The sequence below is a fragment of the Marinobacter albus genome (genome assembly GCF_030238305.1).
GTDB lineage: Bacteria > Pseudomonadota > Gammaproteobacteria > Pseudomonadales > Oleiphilaceae > Marinobacter > Marinobacter albus.
Map to the genome: position 1 here is coordinate 597,701 of NZ_JASSQD010000002.1, position 20,759 is coordinate 618,459.

At 60.4% G+C, this 20,759-nt stretch carries 22 protein-coding genes; 9 read left to right on the forward strand and 13 right to left on the reverse strand.

Translation table 11 applies throughout. From position 1 onward, the window contains the following. Positions 1-31 precede the first annotated feature (31 nt). On the forward strand, positions 32-1,591 hold the full coding sequence (gshA, locus tag QQF73_RS14220) for a glutamate--cysteine ligase (protein ID WP_285368607.1): 1,560 nt from the start codon (positions 32-34) through the stop codon (positions 1,589-1,591). Between the two features lie 111 nt (positions 1,592-1,702). Beyond that, entirely contained in the window at positions 1,703-1,915 is a 213-nt protein-coding gene (rmf, locus tag QQF73_RS14225; RefSeq protein ID WP_219867879.1) for a ribosome modulation factor, read from the forward strand. A gap of 18 nt (positions 1,916-1,933) precedes the next feature. Here rmf and QQF73_RS14230 read toward each other — a convergent pair whose 3' ends face one another. Further along, on the reverse strand, positions 1,934-2,374 hold the full coding sequence (locus QQF73_RS14230) for a flagellar basal body-associated FliL family protein (protein ID WP_219867880.1): 441 nt from the start codon (positions 2,372-2,374) through the stop codon (positions 1,934-1,936). Positions 2,375-2,497: 123 nt separating this feature from the next. On the opposite strand from QQF73_RS14230, the gene QQF73_RS14235 reads away from it, so the two are divergent. Both QQF73_RS14235 and rsd read left to right on the forward strand, forming a co-directional pair. Then, positions 2,498-3,004: a disulfide bond formation protein B gene (locus tag QQF73_RS14235; protein ID WP_219867881.1), complete on the forward strand. Its 507-nt coding sequence runs from the start codon at positions 2,498-2,500 to the stop codon at positions 3,002-3,004. 102 nt (positions 3,005-3,106) lie between these two features. Further along, complete coding sequence (gene rsd / locus QQF73_RS14240; protein ID WP_219867882.1) at positions 3,107-3,586, forward strand: sigma D regulator; 480 nt, start codon at positions 3,107-3,109, stop codon at positions 3,584-3,586. 77 nt (positions 3,587-3,663) lie between these two features. On the opposite strand, the gene bamJ is transcribed toward rsd, so the two are convergent. The 3 genes from bamJ to QQF73_RS14255 all read right to left on the reverse strand — a co-directional run bounded on the left by bamJ (position 3,664) and on the right by QQF73_RS14255 (position 5,457). After that, complete coding sequence (bamJ, locus tag QQF73_RS14245; protein ID WP_219867883.1) at positions 3,664-4,395, reverse strand: BamJ family beta-barrel-assembly machinery protein; 732 nt, start codon at positions 4,393-4,395, stop codon at positions 3,664-3,666. A 124-nt stretch (positions 4,396-4,519) separates the two neighbouring features. Continuing rightward, positions 4,520-4,903: a DUF4124 domain-containing protein gene (locus QQF73_RS14250; RefSeq protein WP_219867884.1), complete on the reverse strand. Its 384-nt coding sequence runs from the start codon at positions 4,901-4,903 to the stop codon at positions 4,520-4,522. After that, the gene (locus tag QQF73_RS14255; RefSeq protein WP_219867885.1) at positions 4,900-5,457 is read right to left on the reverse strand and encodes a TIGR02444 family protein; all 558 of its coding nucleotides are present in this window, start codon (positions 5,455-5,457) and stop codon (positions 4,900-4,902) included. The genes QQF73_RS14250 and QQF73_RS14255 overlap by 4 nt, the downstream gene beginning before the upstream one ends. A gap of 46 nt (positions 5,458-5,503) precedes the next feature. Between QQF73_RS14255 and QQF73_RS14260 the strand changes: the two genes are divergently transcribed. Further along, entirely contained in the window at positions 5,504-7,453 is a 1,950-nt protein-coding gene (locus QQF73_RS14260; RefSeq protein ID WP_219867886.1) for an ATP-binding cassette domain-containing protein, read from the forward strand. 6 nt (positions 7,454-7,459) lie between these two features. Here QQF73_RS14260 and ppx read toward each other — a convergent pair whose 3' ends face one another. Beyond that, entirely contained in the window at positions 7,460-8,986 is a 1,527-nt protein-coding gene (gene ppx, locus QQF73_RS14265) for an exopolyphosphatase (protein ID WP_285368608.1), read from the reverse strand. Between the two features lie 246 nt (positions 8,987-9,232). On the opposite strand from ppx, the gene trxA reads away from it, so the two are divergent. Then, positions 9,233-9,559, forward strand: coding sequence for a thioredoxin TrxA (trxA, locus tag QQF73_RS14270; protein WP_012139190.1), 327 nt, complete (start codon positions 9,233-9,235; stop codon positions 9,557-9,559). 118 nt (positions 9,560-9,677) lie between these two features. Here trxA and QQF73_RS14275 read toward each other — a convergent pair whose 3' ends face one another. The 4 genes from QQF73_RS14275 to moaB are packed head-to-tail and all read right to left on the reverse strand — an operon-like array spanning position 9,678 to position 12,228. Next, the gene (locus QQF73_RS14275; RefSeq protein ID WP_285368609.1) at positions 9,678-10,124 is read right to left on the reverse strand and encodes a molybdenum cofactor biosynthesis protein MoaE; all 447 of its coding nucleotides are present in this window, start codon (positions 10,122-10,124) and stop codon (positions 9,678-9,680) included. Between the two features lies 1 nt (position 10,125). After that, complete coding sequence (gene moaD / locus QQF73_RS14280; protein WP_219867888.1) at positions 10,126-10,401, reverse strand: molybdopterin converting factor subunit 1; 276 nt, start codon at positions 10,399-10,401, stop codon at positions 10,126-10,128. Between the two features lie 2 nt (positions 10,402-10,403). Next, complete coding sequence (locus tag QQF73_RS14285; protein WP_285368610.1) at positions 10,404-11,618, reverse strand: molybdopterin molybdotransferase MoeA; 1,215 nt, start codon at positions 11,616-11,618, stop codon at positions 10,404-10,406. A 37-nt stretch (positions 11,619-11,655) separates the two neighbouring features. Then, positions 11,656-12,228: a molybdenum cofactor biosynthesis protein B gene (moaB, locus tag QQF73_RS14290; RefSeq protein ID WP_219867890.1), complete on the reverse strand. Its 573-nt coding sequence runs from the start codon at positions 12,226-12,228 to the stop codon at positions 11,656-11,658. Between the two features lie 366 nt (positions 12,229-12,594). On the opposite strand from moaB, the gene rho reads away from it, so the two are divergent. The 3 genes from rho (at position 12,595) to QQF73_RS14305 (ending at position 16,509) form a co-directional block, all read left to right on the forward strand. Beyond that, positions 12,595-13,857, forward strand: a complete 1,263-nt coding sequence (rho, locus tag QQF73_RS14295) for a transcription termination factor Rho (protein ID WP_219867891.1) — start codon at positions 12,595-12,597, stop codon at positions 13,855-13,857. 159 nt (positions 13,858-14,016) lie between these two features. Then, the gene (gene ubiD / locus QQF73_RS14300; RefSeq protein WP_219867892.1) at positions 14,017-15,504 is read left to right on the forward strand and encodes a 4-hydroxy-3-polyprenylbenzoate decarboxylase; all 1,488 of its coding nucleotides are present in this window, start codon (positions 14,017-14,019) and stop codon (positions 15,502-15,504) included. Next, positions 15,505-16,509: a 2Fe-2S iron-sulfur cluster-binding protein gene (locus QQF73_RS14305; protein WP_425607959.1), complete on the forward strand. Its 1,005-nt coding sequence runs from the start codon at positions 15,505-15,507 to the stop codon at positions 16,507-16,509. Positions 16,510-16,551: 42 nt separating this feature from the next. On the opposite strand, the gene QQF73_RS14310 is transcribed toward QQF73_RS14305, so the two are convergent. The 4 genes from QQF73_RS14310 to hemC are packed head-to-tail and all read right to left on the reverse strand — an operon-like array spanning position 16,552 to position 20,669. After that, complete coding sequence (locus QQF73_RS14310; RefSeq protein WP_219867894.1) at positions 16,552-17,793, reverse strand: heme biosynthesis HemY N-terminal domain-containing protein; 1,242 nt, start codon at positions 17,791-17,793, stop codon at positions 16,552-16,554. Continuing rightward, entirely contained in the window at positions 17,790-18,926 is a 1,137-nt protein-coding gene (locus QQF73_RS14315) for a uroporphyrinogen-III C-methyltransferase (protein ID WP_219867895.1), read from the reverse strand. The genes QQF73_RS14310 and QQF73_RS14315 overlap by 4 nt, the downstream gene beginning before the upstream one ends. An 8-nt stretch (positions 18,927-18,934) precedes the next feature. Then, positions 18,935-19,747, reverse strand: coding sequence for a uroporphyrinogen-III synthase (locus QQF73_RS14320; RefSeq protein ID WP_285368611.1), 813 nt, complete (start codon positions 19,745-19,747; stop codon positions 18,935-18,937). Continuing rightward, on the reverse strand, positions 19,728-20,669 hold the full coding sequence (gene hemC / locus QQF73_RS14325; RefSeq protein ID WP_219867897.1) for a hydroxymethylbilane synthase: 942 nt from the start codon (positions 20,667-20,669) through the stop codon (positions 19,728-19,730). The genes QQF73_RS14320 and hemC overlap by 20 nt, the downstream gene beginning before the upstream one ends. Positions 20,670-20,759 lie beyond the last annotated feature (90 nt).

The following is a 20,759-nucleotide window of genomic DNA, read 5'->3' on the forward strand; positions in this document are numbered from 1 at the left end:
GAGGCAGTGTCGGCTGCAGCAGGAGTTCACCATGGCTGAATCCCGCCATTCCGTTTTTCGTCAGTTCGCCGCCAGCGACTGGCGTGGCTTCCTGAAAGGTGTAGAGAAGGAAGGTCTGCGGGTCGACCGCAACGGCTTCATCGCCCAGACACCGCACCCGGAAGCCCTCGGCTCGACCCTGACCCATCCACGCATCACGACGGATTACTCCGAGGCCCTGCTGGAACTGATTACGCCGGTATGCAGCAGCACCGGAGAAATGCTGGAGTCGCTGCGCAATATCCATCGGTTCGTTCAACAGAACCTCGGGGACGAGGTGTTCTGGGCGGCCAGCATGCCCTGTGAACTGGATGGCGACGCCAGCATTCCCATTGCGGAGTACGGCTCCTCCAACATTGGCCGCCTCAAGCACGTCTATCGCCAGGGTCTGGCAGTGCGTTACGGCAGGATGATGCAGAGCATTGCCGGGGCTCATTACAACCTCTCGCTACCGGACAGTTTCTGGCAGACCTGGCAGGCGGCGCTGGGCAATGGTCAGAGCCTGAAGGACTTCAAATCCGACGAATATTTCTGGTTGATCCGCAATTTCCGCCGCCGGAGCTGGTTGTTGATGCTGCTTTTCGGGGCGTCTCCCGCGCTGGACGCCAGTTTCGTTGCCGGCGTGAATCATGACCTCAGCCGGTTCGACAACCGGACCTGGTATGGCGAGAGCGCCACGTCCCTGAGGATGGGGGATCTCGGGTACCATAACAACGCCCAGGCCTCCCTCAACATCTGCTTCAACGAACTGAGCACCTACACCCAGACTCTGGACCGGGCAATCCACACGCCCTGGCCGGCCTACGAAACCATCGGCACCCGCCGGGGCGACGAATTCATCCAGATCAACACCAGCGTGCTGCAGATCGAGAACGAATACTACAGCGCGGTTCGGCCCAAGCGGACGACCGAGCGTGAGGAAAAACCAATCCAGGCCCTTGAGACTCGCGGCGTGGAATACATTGAAGTGCGTTGCCTGGACCTCGACCCGTTCTCGCCGGTGGGGGTCAACCAATCCCAGATCGATTTTCTGGACCTGTTCCTGCTCGACTGCCTGTTGACGGATAGCCCGCGGATTGGTGATGCCGAGTGCGAACGCCTGGACGACAACTACAAGGACGTGGTAGCAAAGGGACGCAATCGGGAGCTCACCCTGTGCCGGGGTGGAACGCGGGTCCCCGTGGGCGAGGCGGCAGCCGAGGTGTTTGATCAGCTCGAGCCCCTGGCGGATCTGCTGGACAGCTGGAACGGTGGGGAAACCTACCGCAGCGCACTGGCGGCGCAGCGCCGGAAACTGCCTGAAAACGCGAGTTGGCCGGTGCCTTCCTCCGAGGTGGTGGAGGCAATGCAGCAGTCTGGCCTGGGGCACCGGGATTGGGTGATGGAACAGTCGCGCCAGCATCAACAGGTTCTCCGTGAGGAAGGGCTTGATGCCGATGTGCTTGCAGCCTTCAGGACCATGACAACGGAATCCCTGGCCGAGCAGAAAGCCATGGAAGACGCTGAGAATCAGCCGTTTGGCGATTTCCTGGAGCAGTATCTGAAGTCGTGACCGCCGGTTTCACAGCCGGTTCGGACCTGACTCACAGAATCTGAACAAAAGTTTGTCAGTCCCCGGGTCTGCTGTTAGCTTTTGTTACCAAAGGAGCAAGGAGATATTGTCGTGGCAAGGGACATGAAGCTCGGTTGGGACGTGGAAGCACTGAACAAGGCATACCGCCAGGGATATATGGCGGCCTCCATGGGCATGGATAAGACTCGATGCCCCTATCGGGGCGAGGTGGTTATCGCGGCCTGGGAGGCGGGCTGGGACGACGCCGATCACGCCGTGCAGCGGGACCGGTCCGGCGACGACCTGTTTTCCCGGATTGCCTGACCCCGGTTAAGCCCCAAGCTATTTCTGCACGACGAATTCCGTGAACAGTACACCGGTGATGCTTTCGCCGGTCTGCTGCTCTTCCAGTACCTGATTGATCCGCGTTTTCGCCTCGTCCCGCAAGGCCTGCTGCCCGGCCGTAGCGGTCAGCTGATCCACATCGGTCTGTTCACCAAACAGCATCACCAGCTCGTGACGCAGTCTTGGCATGTGCGCTTCGACTGCTGGCCGGGCGCCGGTGCTGGCCACCCTGAGGCTCACCGAGGCTTTCAGGTAGGTGACCTTGTTGCCTGGCATGCCGACGTGCGTCACGAAGGGCGGATCCATGGCGATGTAATCGGTAATGCCCGCCTCCTCGACAACCTCTTCGTCCCTGGGCTCTTCCGCGTGCAGCGATGCGGCGCCAAACGAACACAGGAAAAACAGCAAAGTCAGAACGGGTTTTGGCTGAAGTCTCATAGGCTTGAAGTTGTTGATGGTTTAGGGTTTAGTGGCGAGTCAGCAGTGACGTCGCCGTTCGGACCGAGAATAGCAGGCCCGGTGCGTGGATGCAGTTTCAATTGATCAAACCGAGGTGTTCTTTTGACTAGTAGGTGGGTGTTCGGACTAATTTTTGTGGTGTGTGCCGGGTTATTGGGCGTCGCGTTCTACATGGAGCATGTGATGGGGCTGGAGCCCTGTCCGTTGTGCTGGCTGCAGCGTTTCGGGTTCATGGGCGCCGGACTGGTCAGCCTGCTGGCGGTACTGCACGGTCCGACAGGGTTCGGGGTCCGTATCTACGGTTTGTTACTGGCTCTGACGGCCGGCGCTGGCCTGGGCGTGGCAGGCCGGCAACTCTGGCTGCAGAGTCTGCCAGCAGACCAGGTGCCCGCCTGCGGCCCCTCGGTGGATTACATGCTGGAGGTGCTGCCGTTTTTTGAGGTACTTTCGACTGCCCTTAAAGGGACGGGCGATTGCGCCGAAGTGGTCTGGCGCTTCATGGGATTGAGCATTCCGGGCTGGACAGCGGTGTTCTTCAGCCTGCTGGTGGTTGCCGGGTTGGTCCTGCTGTTTCGACAGCCAAAACCGCGAAACTGGATTGCCGGCTGAAACGGTTGCGGCGGACCGCAGGCATGGGGTAAGTTGAAATCCACCTGACAAGAAACGAGACCGAGACAGAAGATCCGGGTTACCGATTGGAGAACAGGCGCCATGTTGGAAAATTGCCGAAATGCCAGGGAACGTTGGGGCGGCGTCAGCGAGCTCATTGATCGCTGGCTCAAAGAACGTCAGGAATTGCTGGTCCATTACTGTGAACTGTCCGGGGAGAGTGATTTTTCCCAGACCGAGGCCCTGAAAGAAAAGTTTGTGCGTCTGTGTGAGGTTCTGGTGGATTACGTGTCTACCGGCCATTTCGAGATCTACGAACAGCTGGTCCGGGAGGCCCGCGAGTTCAACGATGGCGGCCTTGAGCTGGCTGCCAAGGTCTACCCGCGAATCGAGCAGACCACCGAGGTGGCGTTGAATTTCAACGATCGGTTAGACGGTCGTGAACTGTCTGAGCAGGATATCAAGTCTTTGTTCGACGAACTGTCGAAGCTGGGTGAAACCCTGGAAAGCCGCTTCGAAATGGAAGATTTTCTGATCGAACACCTGCACAACGTGCATGCGGGCAAGGTGGCGTCCGCCTGATCACGTCGCCCACGCGCCAGGGCAAAAAAAAGCCTCAGCACCGGTAACCGGACTGAGGCTTTTTTGATGGCTGCGGGTTATTCCGAAGCGGCGTCTTCGTCTGCCTGCGGGTTGATGTCCAGCAGTTCAACATCGAAGACCAGGGTCTCGTTCGGACCGATGGCGCGGTTGCCGCCCGGGCCGTAGGCGAGTTCGGACGGAATGTAGAGCTTGTATCGGGCACCTTCGTTCATCAGCTGCAGACCTTCAGTCCAGCCAGGAATGACCTGGTTCAGGGCAAAAGTGACCGGCTCGCCCCGTTCGCGGGAGCTGTCGAAAACCTCACCGGACAGCAGTTCGCCTGTATAATGGACCTGCACGGTATCGGTGGCGCCAGGCTTCTCGCCGGAACCCTCTTCGAGAACCTCAAACTGCAGGCCTGAATCGGTGGTCTCCACTTCCTCGCGGTTGGCGTTTTCAGCCAGGAAAGCTTCGCCGGCCTCTTTGTTCTTCTGGGCCAGCTCTTCCATCTGCTGGGACTGCTTCTGCTGCATCTCCTGCTGATAGGCCATCAGCGCCTGCTGAATTTCCTCGCGGCTCATGCGCTGGGCTTCTTCATCACCGGCGTGGCCATGCTGGATACCCTGGAGGAACTGGTCCATCTGCAGGTCCGGAAGATCATTGCTCATACGTTCACCGAGCACCAGTCCCATACCGTAGCTGACTTTCTGGTCGGTGGATTCCAGTTTCGGCTCTTCCGGGGTTTCCGGCGGAGTTGAGCAGCCAGCGACGATGCCGGTCATTGCCAGCGCAAGCAGTGTTTTCTTCATTGCTTCATCCTTTGACGTATGTGCAGGGGCGCTTGCCCCGAAAGGTGTATGTCAGAACGCAGAAGGTAACGGGTTCTGGCGGCAGTTGCCACTGAACATGTGTTAAGAAACCGGACGGTTCTGGTCAGCTGCCGTTAACGCCGGCAGTCGGGCCCAGCGAGAAGGGGGCCCTGTAGGGCGACTGCCAGTCGGTTTCCGGGTCCGCGGCATGGTTCCGAGACAGTTCCTTTTCCGGACGTTCGATAGCCAGCGTGTTCCATGGGCCATTGGCCGGTGGCTGGTCTGCATAGTGCCAGCTACCGTCGGTGTCCTGCCATTTGAACACGATGTCGGGTCCGTCCGTTGTTATCGGAGATGGAACCAGGCCCTCAAAGGCCGGGATCTCCGGCTGTGTCTCTTCGGCGACCGGCTCGGAAACCTGTTCCGGAGCGTTGAGGCCAAAGAAAATCAGCAACAGCAGCAGGCCCAGGGCCGGGAACGAGAGCCGGATAAGCCATTTCATCATCATGGCTGGAATTCTCCCTTGGAGACGTCGGCCAGCGCACCGGCCAGTGTATTCAGTAAAGGCTCCACACTTCCGGCATCGACCGTTGTGGGGGCGGCAGCCTCAAGATTCGCATGGATCAGATGTTCGCGTCCGTGCATATCTCCGGTTTCCGGGTTGTTGGTCATCAGTGTCTGCCAAGCCAGTGCCAGTTCGATGCGTTCCGCGTCCAGCTCCAGGCCAGCGACGCCCTGTCGCAGTTTGTTCAGGTCCGTACTTGCCTTTGGAAGCAATTTCCGAACGGTTCGCAAGGCACCGGTTACATGATTGCGCCACTCTGTTACCGTAGCGTCCTCTGAGCCAGTATACGTTCGGCCGTTCAGCGCCAACCACGAGGCACACAGGATTCGGGTAACGCTCCAGCCCTGAAATTGCAGTGCCAGGCAGGCTTCCTGAACGCCCGCCTTTTGCCAGAACGTGAGAGCAAAACGCCATAACGGGCTATCTGGTTCCAATTGTTCTGGAATTTTCAGGTGTTCTGCCGGGATTTCGGTGTGGCTCTCGGGTAAAACCGGCATGACAACCAAGCCTTCTCTCACAACTGTACGTTGATAAAATGAACTCATGTTAACGATAACCGATCTCAGTTTACAACGGGGCGGCGTCTGGTTGCTACAGTCGGTCGACCTCACTGTCCAGCCCGGTCAGCGTGTGGCTATTGTCGGCGCCAATGGCGCCGGAAAATCCAGTCTGTTCCAGCTGTTGCTGGGGCAATTGGCGCCGGAACAGGGCAGCGTTTCGTTGCCGGGCGGCTGCCGGATCGCGCACATGGCCCAGGAAGTCGAAGCCTCGGGGCGAAGCGCCCGGGACTTTGTCCTGGACGGAGATCTTGATCTTCGGCGCCTTGAATCGGAACTGGCCGACGCCGAAGCCCGTGGCGATGACCATGCCCAGGCCCGGATTCATGGGGAACTGGACGTCCACGAGGCCTGGTCAGCCCCCCGCCGGGCCGACGCCCTGCTGCGTGGCCTTGGTTTTTCGGATCAGGACACCGGCCGGCCAGTGTCAGCGTTCTCCGGTGGCTGGCGCATTCGCCTCAACCTTGCCCAGGCGCTGATGCGGCCCTCGGATCTGTTGCTGCTGGATGAGCCAACCAACCACCTGGACCTGGATGCCTGCCTGTGGCTGGAGAACTGGCTCCGCCGATACCCGGGCACTCTGCTGTTCATTTCCCATGACCGGGATTTCATGGATCGGGTGGCCACGCATGTGGTGCACTTCGACCGCCGTCAACTGGAGCTTTACACTGGCAATTACACGGCCTTCGAGGGGCAGCGTAGCGAGCGGTTGGCCCAGCAGCAGGCCGGTTTCGAGCGCCAGCAGGCCCGAATTGCTGAAATCCAGCGCTTCATTGACCGTTTCAAGGCCAAGGCGACGAAGGCCCGGCAGGCCCAGAGCCGCGTCAAGGCCCTCGAACGCATGGAGCGCATCGCGCCTGCCCACATTGATTCGCCATTCAGTTTCGAGTTTCCGGTTGCGGACAAAGTCTCCAACCCGTTGCTGTCCATCCGCAACGGTCAGGCTGGCCATGGCAAGGAACCCATTATCGATGGTATTAACCTTACCCTGTTGCCCGGCAGCCGAATTGGCCTTTTGGGCCCAAATGGAGCGGGCAAGTCCACGCTGATGGACGGCCTGCGGGGCGAGAGCACCTTGCTCGCTGGAGAGCGGACCTGTGGCGAACATCTGGCCATCGGCTATTTCGCCCAGCATCAGCTCGAATCCCTCGACCTTGATGCCAGTCCCTTTCTGCATTTGCAGCGACTGGCACCGAAAGCCTCCGAGCAGAGCATTCGCAATTTCCTCGGAGGATTCGATTTTCACGGTGATGAGGCGCTGAGCCCCATTCGCTCGTTTTCCGGTGGCGAGAAAGCCCGGGTGGCACTGGCGGTGATCGCCTGGCAGAAACCGAACCTGTTGCTGCTGGATGAGCCGACCAACCACCTGGACCTGGAGATGCGCCAGGCCCTGACCATGGCCTTGCAGAACTTTGAGGGCGCCATCGTGGTGGTTTCCCACGATCGTCACCTGTTGCGCAACACGGTTGATGAGTTCTGGCTGGTCAACGACGGTAGGGTCACTGAATACGAGGGTGACCTCGAGGATTACGAGCGCTGGCTGGCCGACCGTCGCAAAGATGATGGTGAGGCTCCCAGGCGGCGGGACGATAACGCCCAGGCGTCGGCCGCGGTTCAGCCGGAGGCCGCCATCGGCGAGAGCGCGGAAGACAGGAAAGCGCGAAAGCGGGCTGAGGCGGCCCTCCGACAAAAACTCAGTCCCTATCGCAAGCAGCAGTCAGCGCTGGAAAGGGACATGGATAGCCTGCAGCGAACGTTGAAGGCGCTTGAGGCGGATCTTGCCAATCCGCAGCTCTATGAAGCTGGCGGAAAGGCGATGCTGCAGGAGCTACTGGGCAAGCAGGCAGAGGCCAAGGGGCGCCTGGAGGAGGTCGAGGCTCAGTGGCTGGAGGTGAGTGAAGCGGTTGAATCCCTGGAAGGGGAACTGACGGGCTAGGCTCCGTCAGTCTCCGGCTATGTGCAGTTCGAAATCCTGTTTGGACAGGTAATCGCGCTCGTTTTCCAGATCGGCCCGTGTGAGCGGGCGATCGTCCAGCCAGCCTTCGGCAAACTCAAGTATCAGCTTGTTGTCGTGGGCGTGCAAGGTGAAGTCGGGCGGTGATTCCAGGTTGCGGGGGTGTTGTATCAACACGGCGAGCCGCACGAGCACGCACAGGTAACGCAGTCGGGTCCGGTCTTCTGGATCCAGGCCCTCGAAGATGGCCGGAGAAAACTTGCGCCGGTGGCCGCGCACAAGCGTCGCCAGATCGCGCTGGAACTGCTGGCTGAAGCCGGGCAGGTCCGAATAGCGGAGCAGATAGGCGCCGTGTTTGTGATACTGGCTGTGCGAGATGGTCAGGCCGATTTCGTGCAGACGGCAGGCCCAGCGAAGTACTTCCTCGTCGCTGGCGGTTCGCAGGCCCCAGGTGTCGGCCACCTGCTGCCAGGCCGCCACGGCAGTCGCCTCCACGGCAGCCCCGTGCTCCTGGTCAACGTGGTAGCGTTCCTGCAGTGCCGAGATCGTTCGCTCGCGCACGTCTTCATGGCGGATGCGACCAGCGATGTCGTACAGCAGGCCCTCCCGGAGAGCGCCGTCGGCAAACTCCATTTCCTCGATACCCAGGGACTGGAAGGCCGCCATGAGGATGGCAAAGCCGGCCGGAAAGATGCTCTGGCGGTCTGAACGCACCCCGAGGTCACCCAGTTTTTCGGTCTTGCCCATGTCCACCAGCCGTTTGCGGAGTTCCTGCATCCCCATCATGGTGATCGTGCCATCGGATATCTTGAGGGTGGCCAGGGCGCTGGCAATGGCCTTGATGGAGCCGGAGGAGCCGACCGCACTCTGCCAGCCGATGGAGCGGAAGTGACGGCGAATGTTCAGCAGTTCCAGTTCCGCGTGGGTGATGGCCTTGTCCATCTGCCGGCGGGTGATCTTGCCATCGGGGAAATAGCGGTTCCGAAACGAGACGCAGCCCATGTGCAGGCTCTCGAGTTCCTGGGGCTCAAAGCGCTGGCCGATGATAAATTCGGTGCTGCCGCCGCCTATATCAATGACCAGTCGGCGACCGATGTCGTCCGACAGGGTGTGCGACACTCCCAGGTAAATCAGGCGGGCTTCTTCCCGTCCGGCGATGATCTCTACCGGGTAGCCCAGAACCTCTTCGGCCCGGTCCATGAACTCCCCCGCATTCCGCGCCACCCTCAGGGCATTGGTGCCAACGATCTGGACCGATTCCGGCGGCATGCCTTTCAGGCGTTGGGCAAAGCGGCTGAGGCACGCCAGGCCGCGGTCCTGGGCTTCGGGCGTCAGGCGATTTAGTTCATCGAGTCCGGCGCCAAGCTGAACCTTCTCCCCCATCTTTTCCAGGGTGCGGATCTCTCCGTGCACCAGTCGGGCAACGACCATGTGAAAGCTGTTGGAGCCCATATCGATGGCTGCAAGAACCTCCGACGAGGGGGCAGCGTTTTCGGCAGTGGATGCGGCCGTCACGTTGGTCGAAATCCTTTTAAGGTTAGCGTTCGCGCTACTATAAGCGAAATCCCTCAGGGCTGTCAGTAACGCACGGCGGATCTACTGCTTCACATACTGCGGACCAATCGCGTAAAGTAGGCCCTATCTCGATTAGGGTGAAAGGTTGCCGGTCTCGTGGCCGCCTTTCAGCGAAGTGAACAGCGCCCTGCAGCAGTATGACAAACAGGCTGGCATGACGTGGGGCGCACGAATCAGGAAAAGGTAATGAGCGGAAATATCGTAAACGTAACCGACGCTTCTTTTGAGCAGGACGTACTGCAGTCCGACGTTCCCGTACTGGTTGACTACTGGGCGGAGTGGTGTGGCCCCTGCAAGATGATTGCTCCGGTACTGGAAGAAATTGCCGACGAGTACGATGGCAAGCTGAAGATCTGCAAGCTGAACATCGACGAGAACGAGCAGACTCCGCCCAAGTTCAACATCCGTGGTATCCCGACCCTGATGCTGTTCAAAAACGGTAATGTCGATGCGACCAAGGTGGGCGCCCTGTCCAAGTCGCAGCTGGCGGCCTTCCTGGACAGCAATCTCTGATTGCGGACGGGTTGAATAAAACCGCCCCTGAGCGAAGGCTCACGGGCGGTTTTTTGTGCCTGTGACAACGCCATTGCGGGGCAGTCGATGGGGTGGTGTGCTGTGTCGAGGTGGTCGGTTAGTCCCAGGTTTTACTGCGAGCGACATCGGATGCCTTCTGTTCGACCCAATGCTCGCCTGATGCGGTCATTTCTTTTTTCCAGAAGGGCGCCGATGTTTTCAATGCGTCCATGACAAACTGGCAAGCGGCAAATGCATCCTCCCGGTGGGCGCTGCAGACCCCGACAAACACAATCTGGTCCTGCAGCGCCAGGTGGCCGATCCGGTGAATGACCCGGGCTTTCCGCACGTTCCAGCGTGTCGACGCTTCTTCAATCAGGACGCCAATTACCTGTTCAGTCATCCCGGGGTAGTGCTCCAGGTAGAGCCCCGTCACGCCTTTCATGTCTCCGCTGTCCCGGACCAGCCCCGTGAAGGTGGCAATGGCGCCGGTCCCTGCGCCGCTGTCTCGCAAGGCGGCATACTCGGCAGCAGGATCGAAGTCCGCAGTCTGGATCGAAATCATCTTAGCCTCCCGTTACCGGCGGGAAAAACGCGACTTCATCGCCACTCTCAACGGGCGTAGAGGGTTTGGCCATCGTCTGGTTCACCGCAATCATGACCGGCTGGCTGCCCTGAAGCTGCGACCAGGCCCCACCGCGGCGGGCCAGTTCGGCCAGGATCTGGGCAGTGGTCAGTCCCGGCTGCGCCGGCATCGTCAGTTGGTCCGTCCCCAGCTCTTCCCGAAGCCGGGCGAAAAAGCGGACGGTGATGTTGTCTTTGTCTGTTGTCTTTGTGGTCATAATTACGCCAGAAGTTCGTCAAACGAATAAAACGTTAGCACATCGCCGGGCCTGACCGGAGTGTTCTCCGGAACCACCGCAAGGCCGTCCGCCCAGCAGGCGGAACTCAGGATCCCGGAACTCTGGTTCGGGTAGGCGGCAATGCAGGCCTGTCCGTCCCGAAGCTCTTTGCGGGCGCGGACAAATTCCCGGCGGATGGAGGTGGCATCGTTCTGGAAGGCGGCGGGCAGCGACTGGCCAGTGAATTCGGCGCGCAGCCGGCCCTGGCACTTGCGTATGAACGGCATGACGATCACCAGGAACGTAACCAGCACTGCGGCCGGGTTGCCCGGCAGGCCCAGGATCGGAGTGCCCCCTATCTCGCCAAACGCCAGAGGTTTGCCCGGTTTGATGGCCAGGCGCCAGAGCGACAGGGCGTCGGATTCCTCCAGCACGGCCCGCACATGATCCTCTTCGCCCACGGACACCCCGCCGGTGGTGATGATCAGGTCGGCGCTGTCTGCTGCACGTTGCAGCGTTTCACGGGTTGCCTGCCGGGTATCTTCGAGGGATTCGCAGAGGACCACGTCGCAACCCGTGCGCTCAAGCAGGCCGAGCAAGGTAAAACGGTTGGTGTTGTAGATCTGACCCGGTGCCAGCGGCGTGCCCGGATCCACCAGCTCGTCACCGGTGGTCAGGATGGCGACTTTCAGCTTCGACTGCACTCGCACCCGGGCCACGCCCATGGACGCGAGCAGCCCCATTTCCTGCGGGCGGATGACGGTGCCCTGTGCCAGCGCCAGATCGCCTTTTGCCAGATCCTGGCCCCGGCGCCGAATGTTCTGGCCTTCGGCTACCTCCGCCAATACCTGGATGCCAGCATCCCTGATTTCCACCCGTTCCTGCATGACCACCGAATCCGCGCCCTCGGGTATCTCCGAGCCGGTGAAGATTCGTGCCACGGTGCCTTCAGTCAGCGGGCGCGGCGCTTCCCCGGCGGGAATCCGGGCCGAGACTGGCAGCGGTCGTCCGGGCTGCACATCCCGTTGTCTCAGGGCATAGCCATCCACGGCGCTGTTGTCGGCCGGGGGGACGTCGGCCGGAACGGTCTGATCCTCCGCCAGAATGCGGTTCAGGGTCTTGCTCAGGTCGACCGATTCACTTGAGGTCATTGCCGGAGCTCTGGCCAGCAGGTGTGTCAGGGCGTCTTCGAGGGAGATCAGGTTGGGGCCGGCCATCCGGTGTCTACTCCTTGTGGTATTTTGACCTGGGGCGTTACTGTTCGGCGCGGGTGCCAATGATTTCATGCACCCGGTGGTACGACCGTTCCGGTTTGCGCAGCACCAGTGCAGAGAAGTTGCAGGGCCCGTGACGGCTGTCCAGTTGGGAACTCAGTATGCCATTCCAGCCGGTACGGCAGGCTCCGGTTGAGCCTGGCAGGCAGAAAATCACGGTGTGGTTGGCCATGCCCCCGAAGGCCCTGGACTGAATGGTGGATGAGCCGATTTCCGACGCCGACAGGCGCCGGAATTCCTCACCAAAACCTTCAATGGCCTTGTCAAACAGCGGTTCCACGGCCTCGGGAGTGCTGTCACGTTCGTGGAAACCGGTGCCACCGGTGATGATCACGGCGTGAACTCCCCGGTCTGCAATCCAGTTGGCGATCAGGGCCCGCACCAGATAGATGTCGTCCGGCAAGATTCTCCTTGCCACCAACTTGTGACCCGCCTCAATGATGCTGTCTTCAAGAAACTGGCCCGAAGTGTCCTGATCCGGACCCCGGGTGTCCGAGACGGTCAGAAGGGCGATGTTCAGAGGCGTCAGTTCGCTGGTGCTTTCGCTGCTCATGGAGTGGGCTCCGTAGGGTAGTATTGGGCTATAGGTACCAGTATCCGTGTGACGGATGATGATTGGAAGGGGGTACCCCCTCAGTGGGAGTCGCCGGTTCCAAACCGGGGCGCTCAATGAAATTGGCGTTAATTTGGGCAGTGTACTTGACATTCGCCAGTCAGGTGGCCGATGATCGCTTTTGCCCGGCGAACGGTTGTTCCCACTCTCTGGCTTCAGTACCTTAAATTCCGGACTCCATCTACACCCGGTTGCTCCATCTGGCCAGCATCAAGTTCAACGACTTTAATTATTGATCAACTCGTTCAGGGGCACCCCTGTCATCCCATTACCCGTTTACTTCCATTCCTGAAAATTCAACAAACTATGAATCTTACTGAACTCAAGCAGAAATCCATGCCCGAATTGCTCGAAATTGCGCAAGAGATGGGCCTCGATAACCTGGCTCGTTCGCGCAAGCAGGATGTGATCTTCACGATTCTGAAGAAGCATGCCAAGAGCGGCGAAGACATTTACGGTGACGGCGTACTGGAAATTCTGCAGGACGGTTTCGGCTTCCTCCGTTCCGCCGACGCCTCTTATCTGGCCGGGCCTGATGACATTTATGTGTCGCCGAGCCAGATCCGTCGGTTCAACCTGCGTACCGGCGATACCGTTGCTGGCAAGATCCGCCCACCGAAAGATGGGGAGCGTTATTTTGCCCTGTTGAAAGTTAACGAGATTAACTTCGACAAGCCGGACAATGCCCGCAACAAAATTCTGTTTGAAAACCTCACGCCGCTGTTCCCCGAGGAACGCCTGACCCTGGAAGCCGGAAACGGCAGTACCGAGGATCTGTCGTCTCGGGTACTGGATTTGGTGGCGCCCATCGGCAAGGGCCAGCGTGGTCTGATCGTCTCCCCGCCCAAGGCCGGTAAGACGCTGCTGATGCAGAGCATTGCCCAGTCGATCACCCGCAATAATCCCGAGTGCCATGTGATGGTGCTGCTGATTGACGAGCGCCCGGAAGAAGTGACCGAAATGCAACGCACGGTCCGTGGCGAGGTGATCGCCTCGACGTTCGACGAGCCGCCGGCCCGTCACGTTCAGGTCGCAGAAATGGTGATCGAGAAGGCCAAGCGTCTGGTTGAGCACAAGAAAGATGTGGTGATCCTGCTGGATTCCATCACTCGACTGGCTCGTGCCTACAACACCGTTATCCCGTCCTCCGGTAAAGTTCTGACCGGTGGTGTGGATGCTCATGCCCTGGAAAAGCCGAAGCGCTTCTTTGGTGCTGCGCGGAATGTGGAAGAAGGCGGCAGCCTGACCATCCTCGCGACGGCGCTGGTAAATACTGGGTCCAAGATGGACGAAGTTATTTACGAGGAGTTCAAGGGTACCGGCAACATGGAGATCCACCTGGATCGGAAAATCGCTGAAAAGCGGACCTATCCGGCCATCAACATCCGCAGTTCCGGCACCCGCCGGGAAGACCTGCTGATGAGTGAGGCGGACATCCAGCGGGTCTGGATCCTGCGTAAGCTCCTGCACTCCATGGACGACGACACCGCGGCCATCGAGTTCCTGCTGGACAAGCTCAGGGACACCAAGACCAACGACGAGTTCTTCCAGTCGATGAAGCGTCGCTGATTGACGTGCTCCGAAGGGCGGATGCGATTGCGCATCCGCCCTTCGGCACTGACATCCTGAACAGGTTCGCGCCACAAACCTCCTTCCCTCTGTGCGCTCAGCAAAGACATCCAATAACTAGCCAAGCCCGTAAAAAGCCCGAAACCTTCGGAGCACACGATGAAATACAACGACCTGAGAGACTTCATTGACCAGTTGGAAAAACTGGGCGAACTGAAGCGCATCTCTGTTGAAGTTGATCCCCATCTGGAAATGACGGAAATCTGCGACCGCACCCTGCGGGCAGAAGGGCCGGCGTTGCTGTTTGAAAACCCGAAGGGCTATGACATGCCGGTGCTGGCCAATCTGTTTGGCACGCCGAAGCGGGTTGCCCTGGGCATGGGCCAGGAGAACGTCACGGCGCTGCGGGATATCGGCAAGCTGTTGGCGTTCCTGAAGGAACCGGATCCGCCCAAGGGCTTCCGGGATGCCATCGAGAAGCTTCCGCTGTTCCGGCAGGTCATGCGCATGAGCCCGAAGGTGCTCCGCTCGGCGCCCTGTCAGGATGTGGTAATTGAAAAGGATCGGGTGGACCTGTACCAGATTCCGGTGCAGCACTGCTGGCCGGGCGACGCCGGGCCTCTGGTGACCTGGCCGCTGGTGATTACCCGCGGGCCTTACAAGGAGCGGCAGAACCTCGGTATTTATCGCCAGCAGGTGATCGGACGAAACCGCTTGATCATGCGCTGGCTGAGTCATCGGGGTGGCGCCCTGGATTTCCAGGAGTTTCAGAAAGCCAACCCGGGTCAGCCCTATCCGGTCGCGGTGGCGCTGGGGGCGGATCCGGCCACCATACTCGGCGCAGTGACACCGGTACCCGATACCCTCTCTGAGTACGCGTTTGCCGGCCTGCTGCGCGGTAGTCGAACCGAGCTCGTAACGGCCGGTCTGAGCGATTTGCAGGTGCCGGCCAGTGCCGAGATTGTGCTGGAAGGGTTTATTTACCCGGACGATACAGCGCCGGAAGGGCCGTTCGGGGACCACACCGGTTACTACAACGAAGTTGATGAGTTTCCAGTGTTCACGGTTGAGCGGATTACCCATCGCAAGAATCCGATCTACCACAGCACCTACACCGGTCGGCCACCTGACGAGCCAGCGATTCTCGGTGTCGCCCTGAATGAAGTGTTCATCCCGATTCTGCAGAAGCAGTTCCCGGAGATTGTTGATTTCTATCTGCCACCCGAGGGCTGTTCCTATCGCCTTGCAGTGGTGACCATGAAGAAGCAGTACCCCGGCCATGCCAAACGGGTGATGATGGGCGTATGGTCGTTTCTGCGTCAGTTCATGTACACCAAGTTCGTCATCGTCACCGACGATGATGTGAATGCACGGGACTGGAAAGATGTGATCTGGGCAATGACAACGCGCATGGATCCCGCCCGGGATACGATGCTGGTGGAGAGCACACCCATTGATTACCTGGATTTCGCCTCACCGGTGTCCGGGCTGGGGTCCAAGATGGGTATGGACGCCACCAACAAATGGCCCGGCGAGACCGACCGGGAGTGGGGCACGCCCATCACCATGACCGACGGGGTCAAGCAGCGGGTTGATGAGCTTTGGGACAGTCTGGGCATTGAAACCGGCCCCGCTCGCCCCGAGTAAGTGGGCAACGAAGTGTATCGGGTCGTTTTGAAGCCGTCCGGGCTCAGCTATGACGTTGGCCCGGATGACGATCTGCTCAGTGCGGCTGCCCGCGCCGGTATCGACGTACCCGCCGCTTGCCGCAATGGGGTGTGTGAGATCTGCGAAGCCCGGTTACTGGTCGGGGCCGTTCTCAATACCCGAAACCAACAGAAGATTCCGGTCACTGAACGCCTGATGATGTGCAGAAGTCGGGCGTTGGGTGACCTTGAACTGGAGATAAACGCCGTTATGGCCGCCGGAAATATTCAGCCTCGCAAGTTCCAGGCAAAGGTGGTGGACGTCCGGTCCATCAGTCACGACGTGTTCCGTGTGGAGCTCCAGCTTCCTCGGCGTCGGGAACTGTCCTTTCATGCCGGCCAGTACCTGTCCGTGCACCTGCCCGACGCCGATCCCTGCTACTTCTCGATCGCCAGCAGTCCGTCCGAGCAAAACATTGAGCTGCACATCCAGGCGTCGCCGGATTGGGTCTCAGCCCAGAAGGTGATTGATGCCCTGACGACAGGCGGGGAAGTGACTCTGGAGTTGCCCCATGGCAAGGCTTGCCTGGCAGCGGCGCCTGCCAAGCCCTTGCTTCTGGTGGCTGCCGGAACCGGTTTCGCCCAGATGAAGAGTCTGGTGGATTACCTGCGGGGTACCTCCTACGACCAGCCGGTGAAACTATACTGGGGCGTGCGCCGCCACGAGGATATGTACTTGCGGTCCCTGGCCCAGCAATGGGAACAGGACTGCCCCCCGTTCACCTTTTTGCCGGTTGTCGGCGACGATGAGGATAATGACTGGGGTGGCCACCACGATCAGCTGGTGCGGGCCGTATTGGCCTCTGGAATGGACTGGCGCAACGTGGAGGTGCACGCCAGTGGCTCGCCCACGATGGTGTATACCCTGATGGATGCGCTGACCGAGGCTGGCCTGCCGGAAGGGGCGTTCTTTTCGGACGTACTGGAGTACGCGCCCCGTAGTTGATCCGCTACCGGGCGGGCCCGATGGGCCGCCCGTTGGTCTGTTTCAGGCCTTTGGCATGGGCAGTTCGGGCAGTCCGTTGTCGTTCGCCAGCCCCTGCATCATCAGCTTGATGCTGACTTCTTCTTCACCCATGTGGGCGTTCAGCCGGCTCAGTTCCGCCAGGGCCTCCCGACTGCGGCGCAATCGCAGGCTGGTCTCAAAGTATTCCCGGGCTTTGCCCCACAGCTCATTGCGAAGACTGAGTCGCCCCAGTGCCAGCAGTAATTCCGGATTGTTCGGACGGTCCTTCAGCCACTGCTCTGCCAGCAGCAGCTGCTCGTCCAGTTTCTGCCCCCGGATTCGGCCGTACAGGTTGATCAGCTCGTCACTCCAGTGATTGCGCAGAACCTTGCGGAGCAAGGTTTCGGTCTGCGCCTCATCCCCAAGGTCCGCCAGCAGGCGGGCGTAGTCCCGGATGGTGTACTCATCCCTGCGCAGGTAGCCGGGCAACTCGTCCCACAGTCGGGTCAGCGGCTCCAGGGAGGCGTCCGGGTCCTCTTTCTGCTGCCGGCGACAGTCCTCGGCGGCGCTCTCCAGCAGGTTATGCCAGACCAGGCGCTGCAACTCGTGGAATTCGTCCTCTGGCAGCACATTGCGCTTGCGCAGTTCCGGCAGCAGTTTTGACAGCTCCCGCCAGTCTTCCAGTCGCAGGTAGGTGTTTTTCAGCAGTTTGAGTACGAACGGATGATGCGGCGATTGCTTGCGCAGGCGCACGAGGGTTGCAAGTGCCTGCTCAAGGCGGTTGCCGGCAAGCTGCAACTGGGCTTGGGTGATGCCGACGGCCATATCCGACCCGGGCGTACTTTCGAAGGCCTTTCGCAACAGTTCATCGACCGCTTCGTGGTCACCGGACTCAAACGAGGCCTGGGCGGCGGCAAGGTAATTGATCAGTGGGGTATCGGCATTGCCCGCGGCTGAGGTCAGCAGTTTTCGCGCCCGGGGCCAGTTACCTTCGGCCAGTGCCAGCAGACCCTGGGTGGTGCGCCGGCGGGCTCGCCGTTCATTGCCCCGGGCGAGCCAGCCGGCCACGACTCCGGTGCTTCGCCGGAAACGACGAAGCAGGTTGAGGCTGACGACGATGAGGGTGACCAGCACCACCAGGCACGCCACGCCCACCCAGAAGTTGGTCTCAATCAGATAATGGCCCAGGCTGATGCGAATGTAGCCAAGGTCGTACTGCAGTCCGAGTGATAGCCCGGTACCGATCAGCAGGGCCAGCAGGACGATGAACAGCAAACGGATCATGAATCATCGCCTCCGTTGCCTTCGGTCTCGCCGCTGCTTCGGGCGTTGGAGTCGTCTTCGTCGTTGGCCTGGAGCCGCCCGGCCAGGCGTTCCTTGAGCAGGCCCAGGGACTTGCTGATGTCCGGCAGCGTCGGGTCGACGTTCCTGTCGGCCAGCTCGGTCAGGGTGTTGGAGAGCGCCATTACCCGCGCATTGCTCGCGTCGTACCAGTTATCGATGGTGTTTCTTGCTTTGGCCAGCGCCCGTTCGAAGAGGGGCTGGTTGCCTCGAAGTACGGCCATTTCCGCTTCTTCCAGCATCAATTGCAGGTTCAGGCGGGCGTACGCGCTCTGGTCAGGGGACAGCAGGGGTTTGACCGGCTCATCCAGGCGACGGACCACCACCACCTGCTTCAAGGTGGTTTTGAAGGTGTCCCAGCCCTCGGCCAGGGCGTTGGCATTACTGCCGTTTTCAGACGACGAATCCCCGCCGTCTTCAGCAATGAAGCCGGGCGCCTGTGAATTGATCAGAGCCTGGTCGGTAAGCTGGTGGATGCTGTCGATGGCGGCTTCCAGTTGCAGGTAAAGGCCGGTGCGGTCAACCCCGCTGATGCCCTTGAGTGCAAGGATTTCCCGGGCCAGCTGTTGCCTGACCGGATACACCCCGATGTCGTCCGATTCAGTGAGCACTTCATCGGCGGCCTGCAGGGCGGACAGGGCGCCCCGGATGTCCTTCTCGATCATAAGCCGTTGGTTGGCGATCCGCAGCAGGTATTCGGCTTCAGCCAGCAACCAGTCGGTGCGGGTGCGATTACCGGCTTCCAGCAGCTCCCGGGCGTTGTGGTCGATCTGGCGTTGCTGGGTGGCGATCAGTTCCCGTTGCGCCGCCAATTTTTGCTCCAGCGCCTGTATCCGCTGATTTTGCTGGCTGCCACGATCTCCGTAAAGGTCCTCCAGCTGCTGGGTATCCTGTTGCAGGTTGGTGAGCGATTGCTGAACCGCTTGATGATTGTTCCACTGTTGCCAGCTCCAAAGGGCCAGGGCTATGGCAAGGGCCAGGGCCAGGAGGGCAATCAGCCACACCGGCCAGAGTCTCTGGCGTTTGGGCGATTCCTTGGAAATGGTGGCGGGCAGTTGGTCAGTTGTCTCAGTCACGGGCGTCCTTACTTGGCTTTTCCGGAGCCACCGTTCTGGCCGTTCAGTTGCGCTGCAACGGTGGCCACAATGTCGTTATCGGCAAGGCTTCCTGGTATGCACGGATTCTCAAATCCCGCTGCGCGCGCCTGCTCGGCGACCCGATCTGCGGGAACAATCAATAACCTATCGTATAGATTATGGCCGCTATTCGCACATAGTGCGATGAGATTGTTCAAGGTTTCGCCCGAAAGGGTGATGACCGCTTCCGGTGCAAAGTCCCCCAGAAGGTTCTTGATGTGCCCGGGCTTGTAGGTGGGCGTCATGCGTCGATACAGCGGCAGCAGGGAGACCCGGGCACCCCGGGCCTCCAGGGTTTCGCGAATCAGTTCGCGACCGTTCTCGCCACGCACCAGCAGTATCCGTTCCCCTTTGACCTGGGCCAGCGACGGTAACGCCAGCAGGGCTTCGCTGGTCCAGCCGCAGGCGGGCTTGCGAATGCTCAGGCCCTGGTCTGCCAGGACCGCCGCCGTTCCGGCCCCAACGGCGTACCAGCGGATTCCCGCTGGAATCTGCGGCCACCAGATATCCAGCTCGTCCAGCAACAGGCGCGCGGCGTAAGGGCTGACGGTGATGATGTGAGAGAAGTGATCAAGATCGAGGATCAGCGCACGCCGTTCCGGTGTTTCCGGCAGGGGGTCGCGTTCGATCAGGGAAAGCACCCGGGCTTCGGCCCCGGCAGCGCGAAAGCACTGGGCCAGGCGGGAAGCCTCGGGTTCGGGCCGGCAGATCAGGATGCGCCGGCCGTCAATACGGAGGGGGTCAGCGTGGGGTGTGGCCATAAATTTCAGCAAGCACCTTGTCGGCACCCAGTGCCAGCAGGTCTTCGGCCAGTTCCCGGCCAAGACGTTCGCCTTCACCCCGCGGAGCTCGGCCCTCGACCCGGAAGATCTGGGTGCCGTCGACGGCGCCGACCAGGCCCCGCAACCAGAGAGTGTGCTCGTCTTCAAGCAGGGCGTAGGCCGCAATGGGAACCTGGCAGCCGCCCTCAAGCCGACGGTTCAGGGCGCGTTCGGCGCTGACCCGGTCCCAGGTGTCCTTGTGGTTCAGAACGGCCAGCATGTTGCGCAGCTCGCTGTCATCCAGCCGGCACTCGATCCCCAGGGCTCCCTGGCCCACCGCCGGCAGCGACACGGTGTCCGGCAGGCAGTAGCGGATCCGGTCGTGGAAACCCAGGCGTTTGAGACCGGAACTGGCCAGCACAATGGCGTCATAATCGCCGGCGTCCAGCTTCGCCAGACGGGTGTTTACATTGCCCCGCAGGACCCGGATCTGGAGGTCCGGGCGATAGGCCCGCAGCTGGGCTTCGCGGCGCAGACTGGCGGTGCCCACGACGGCTCCGTCCGGAAGAGCATCAACATTGTCGAAGTTATTGCTGACAAAGGCGTCAGTGGGATCCTCGCGTTCGCAGATGGCGACGAGGCCCAGACCTTCCGGAAACGTCATGGGGACGTCCTTCATGGAGTGCACGGCCAGATCGGCCCGGCCGTCCAGCATGGCCTCCTCAAGTTCCTTCACAAACAGCCCCTTGCCGCCAATCTTGGCCAGGGGGACGTCCAGGATCTTGTCGCCCTGGGTTTTGATCTTCACCAGCTCGACCTCGACATTGTCGTTCAGGCGTTCCAGCTCGGCCTTGATGAATTCGGCCTGCCACAGTGCCAGGGCACTGCTGCGGGTTGCGATGCGAAGGGTACGTTTTGACATGACACTCACTGCCGGTTCGGAAAATGTCCGCCAAGGTTACCTTGTGACGGAAAAAAAGTCCCGCCGGGGATGTCCGGGTATGCCGAGGGG

Coding starts and splice junctions, on each gene's coding strand:
- gshA (WP_285368607.1), top strand. CDS start 32: ATGGCTGAATCCCGCCATTCCGTTTTTCGTCAGTTCGCCGCCAGCGAC.
- QQF73_RS14230 (WP_219867880.1), bottom strand. CDS start 2,374: ATGAGACTTCAGCCAAAACCCGTTCTGACTTTGCTGTTTTTCCTGTGT.
- rsd (WP_219867882.1), top strand. CDS start 3,107: ATGTTGGAAAATTGCCGAAATGCCAGGGAACGTTGGGGCGGCGTCAGC.
- bamJ (WP_219867883.1), bottom strand. CDS start 4,395: ATGAAGAAAACACTGCTTGCGCTGGCAATGACCGGCATCGTCGCTGGC.
- QQF73_RS14250 (WP_219867884.1), bottom strand. CDS start 4,903: ATGATGATGAAATGGCTTATCCGGCTCTCGTTCCCGGCCCTGGGCCTG.
- QQF73_RS14255 (WP_219867885.1), bottom strand. CDS start 5,457: ATGCCGGTTTTACCCGAGAGCCACACCGAAATCCCGGCAGAACACCTG.
- QQF73_RS14260 (WP_219867886.1), top strand. CDS start 5,504: ATGTTAACGATAACCGATCTCAGTTTACAACGGGGCGGCGTCTGGTTG.
- trxA (WP_012139190.1), top strand. CDS start 9,233: ATGAGCGGAAATATCGTAAACGTAACCGACGCTTCTTTTGAGCAGGAC.
- QQF73_RS14275 (WP_285368609.1), bottom strand. CDS start 10,124: ATGATTTCGATCCAGACTGCGGACTTCGATCCTGCTGCCGAGTATGCC.
- moaD (WP_219867888.1), bottom strand. CDS start 10,401: ATGACCACAAAGACAACAGACAAAGACAACATCACCGTCCGCTTTTTC.
- QQF73_RS14285 (WP_285368610.1), bottom strand. CDS start 11,618: ATGGCCGGCCCCAACCTGATCTCCCTCGAAGACGCCCTGACACACCTG.
- moaB (WP_219867890.1), bottom strand. CDS start 12,228: ATGAGCAGCGAAAGCACCAGCGAACTGACGCCTCTGAACATCGCCCTT.
- rho (WP_219867891.1), top strand. CDS start 12,595: ATGAATCTTACTGAACTCAAGCAGAAATCCATGCCCGAATTGCTCGAA.
- ubiD (WP_219867892.1), top strand. CDS start 14,017: ATGAAATACAACGACCTGAGAGACTTCATTGACCAGTTGGAAAAACTG.
- QQF73_RS14310 (WP_219867894.1), bottom strand. CDS start 17,793: ATGATCCGTTTGCTGTTCATCGTCCTGCTGGCCCTGCTGATCGGTACC.
- QQF73_RS14320 (WP_285368611.1), bottom strand. CDS start 19,747: ATGGCCACACCCCACGCTGACCCCCTCCGTATTGACGGCCGGCGCATC.
- hemC (WP_219867897.1), bottom strand. CDS start 20,669: ATGTCAAAACGTACCCTTCGCATCGCAACCCGCAGCAGTGCCCTGGCA.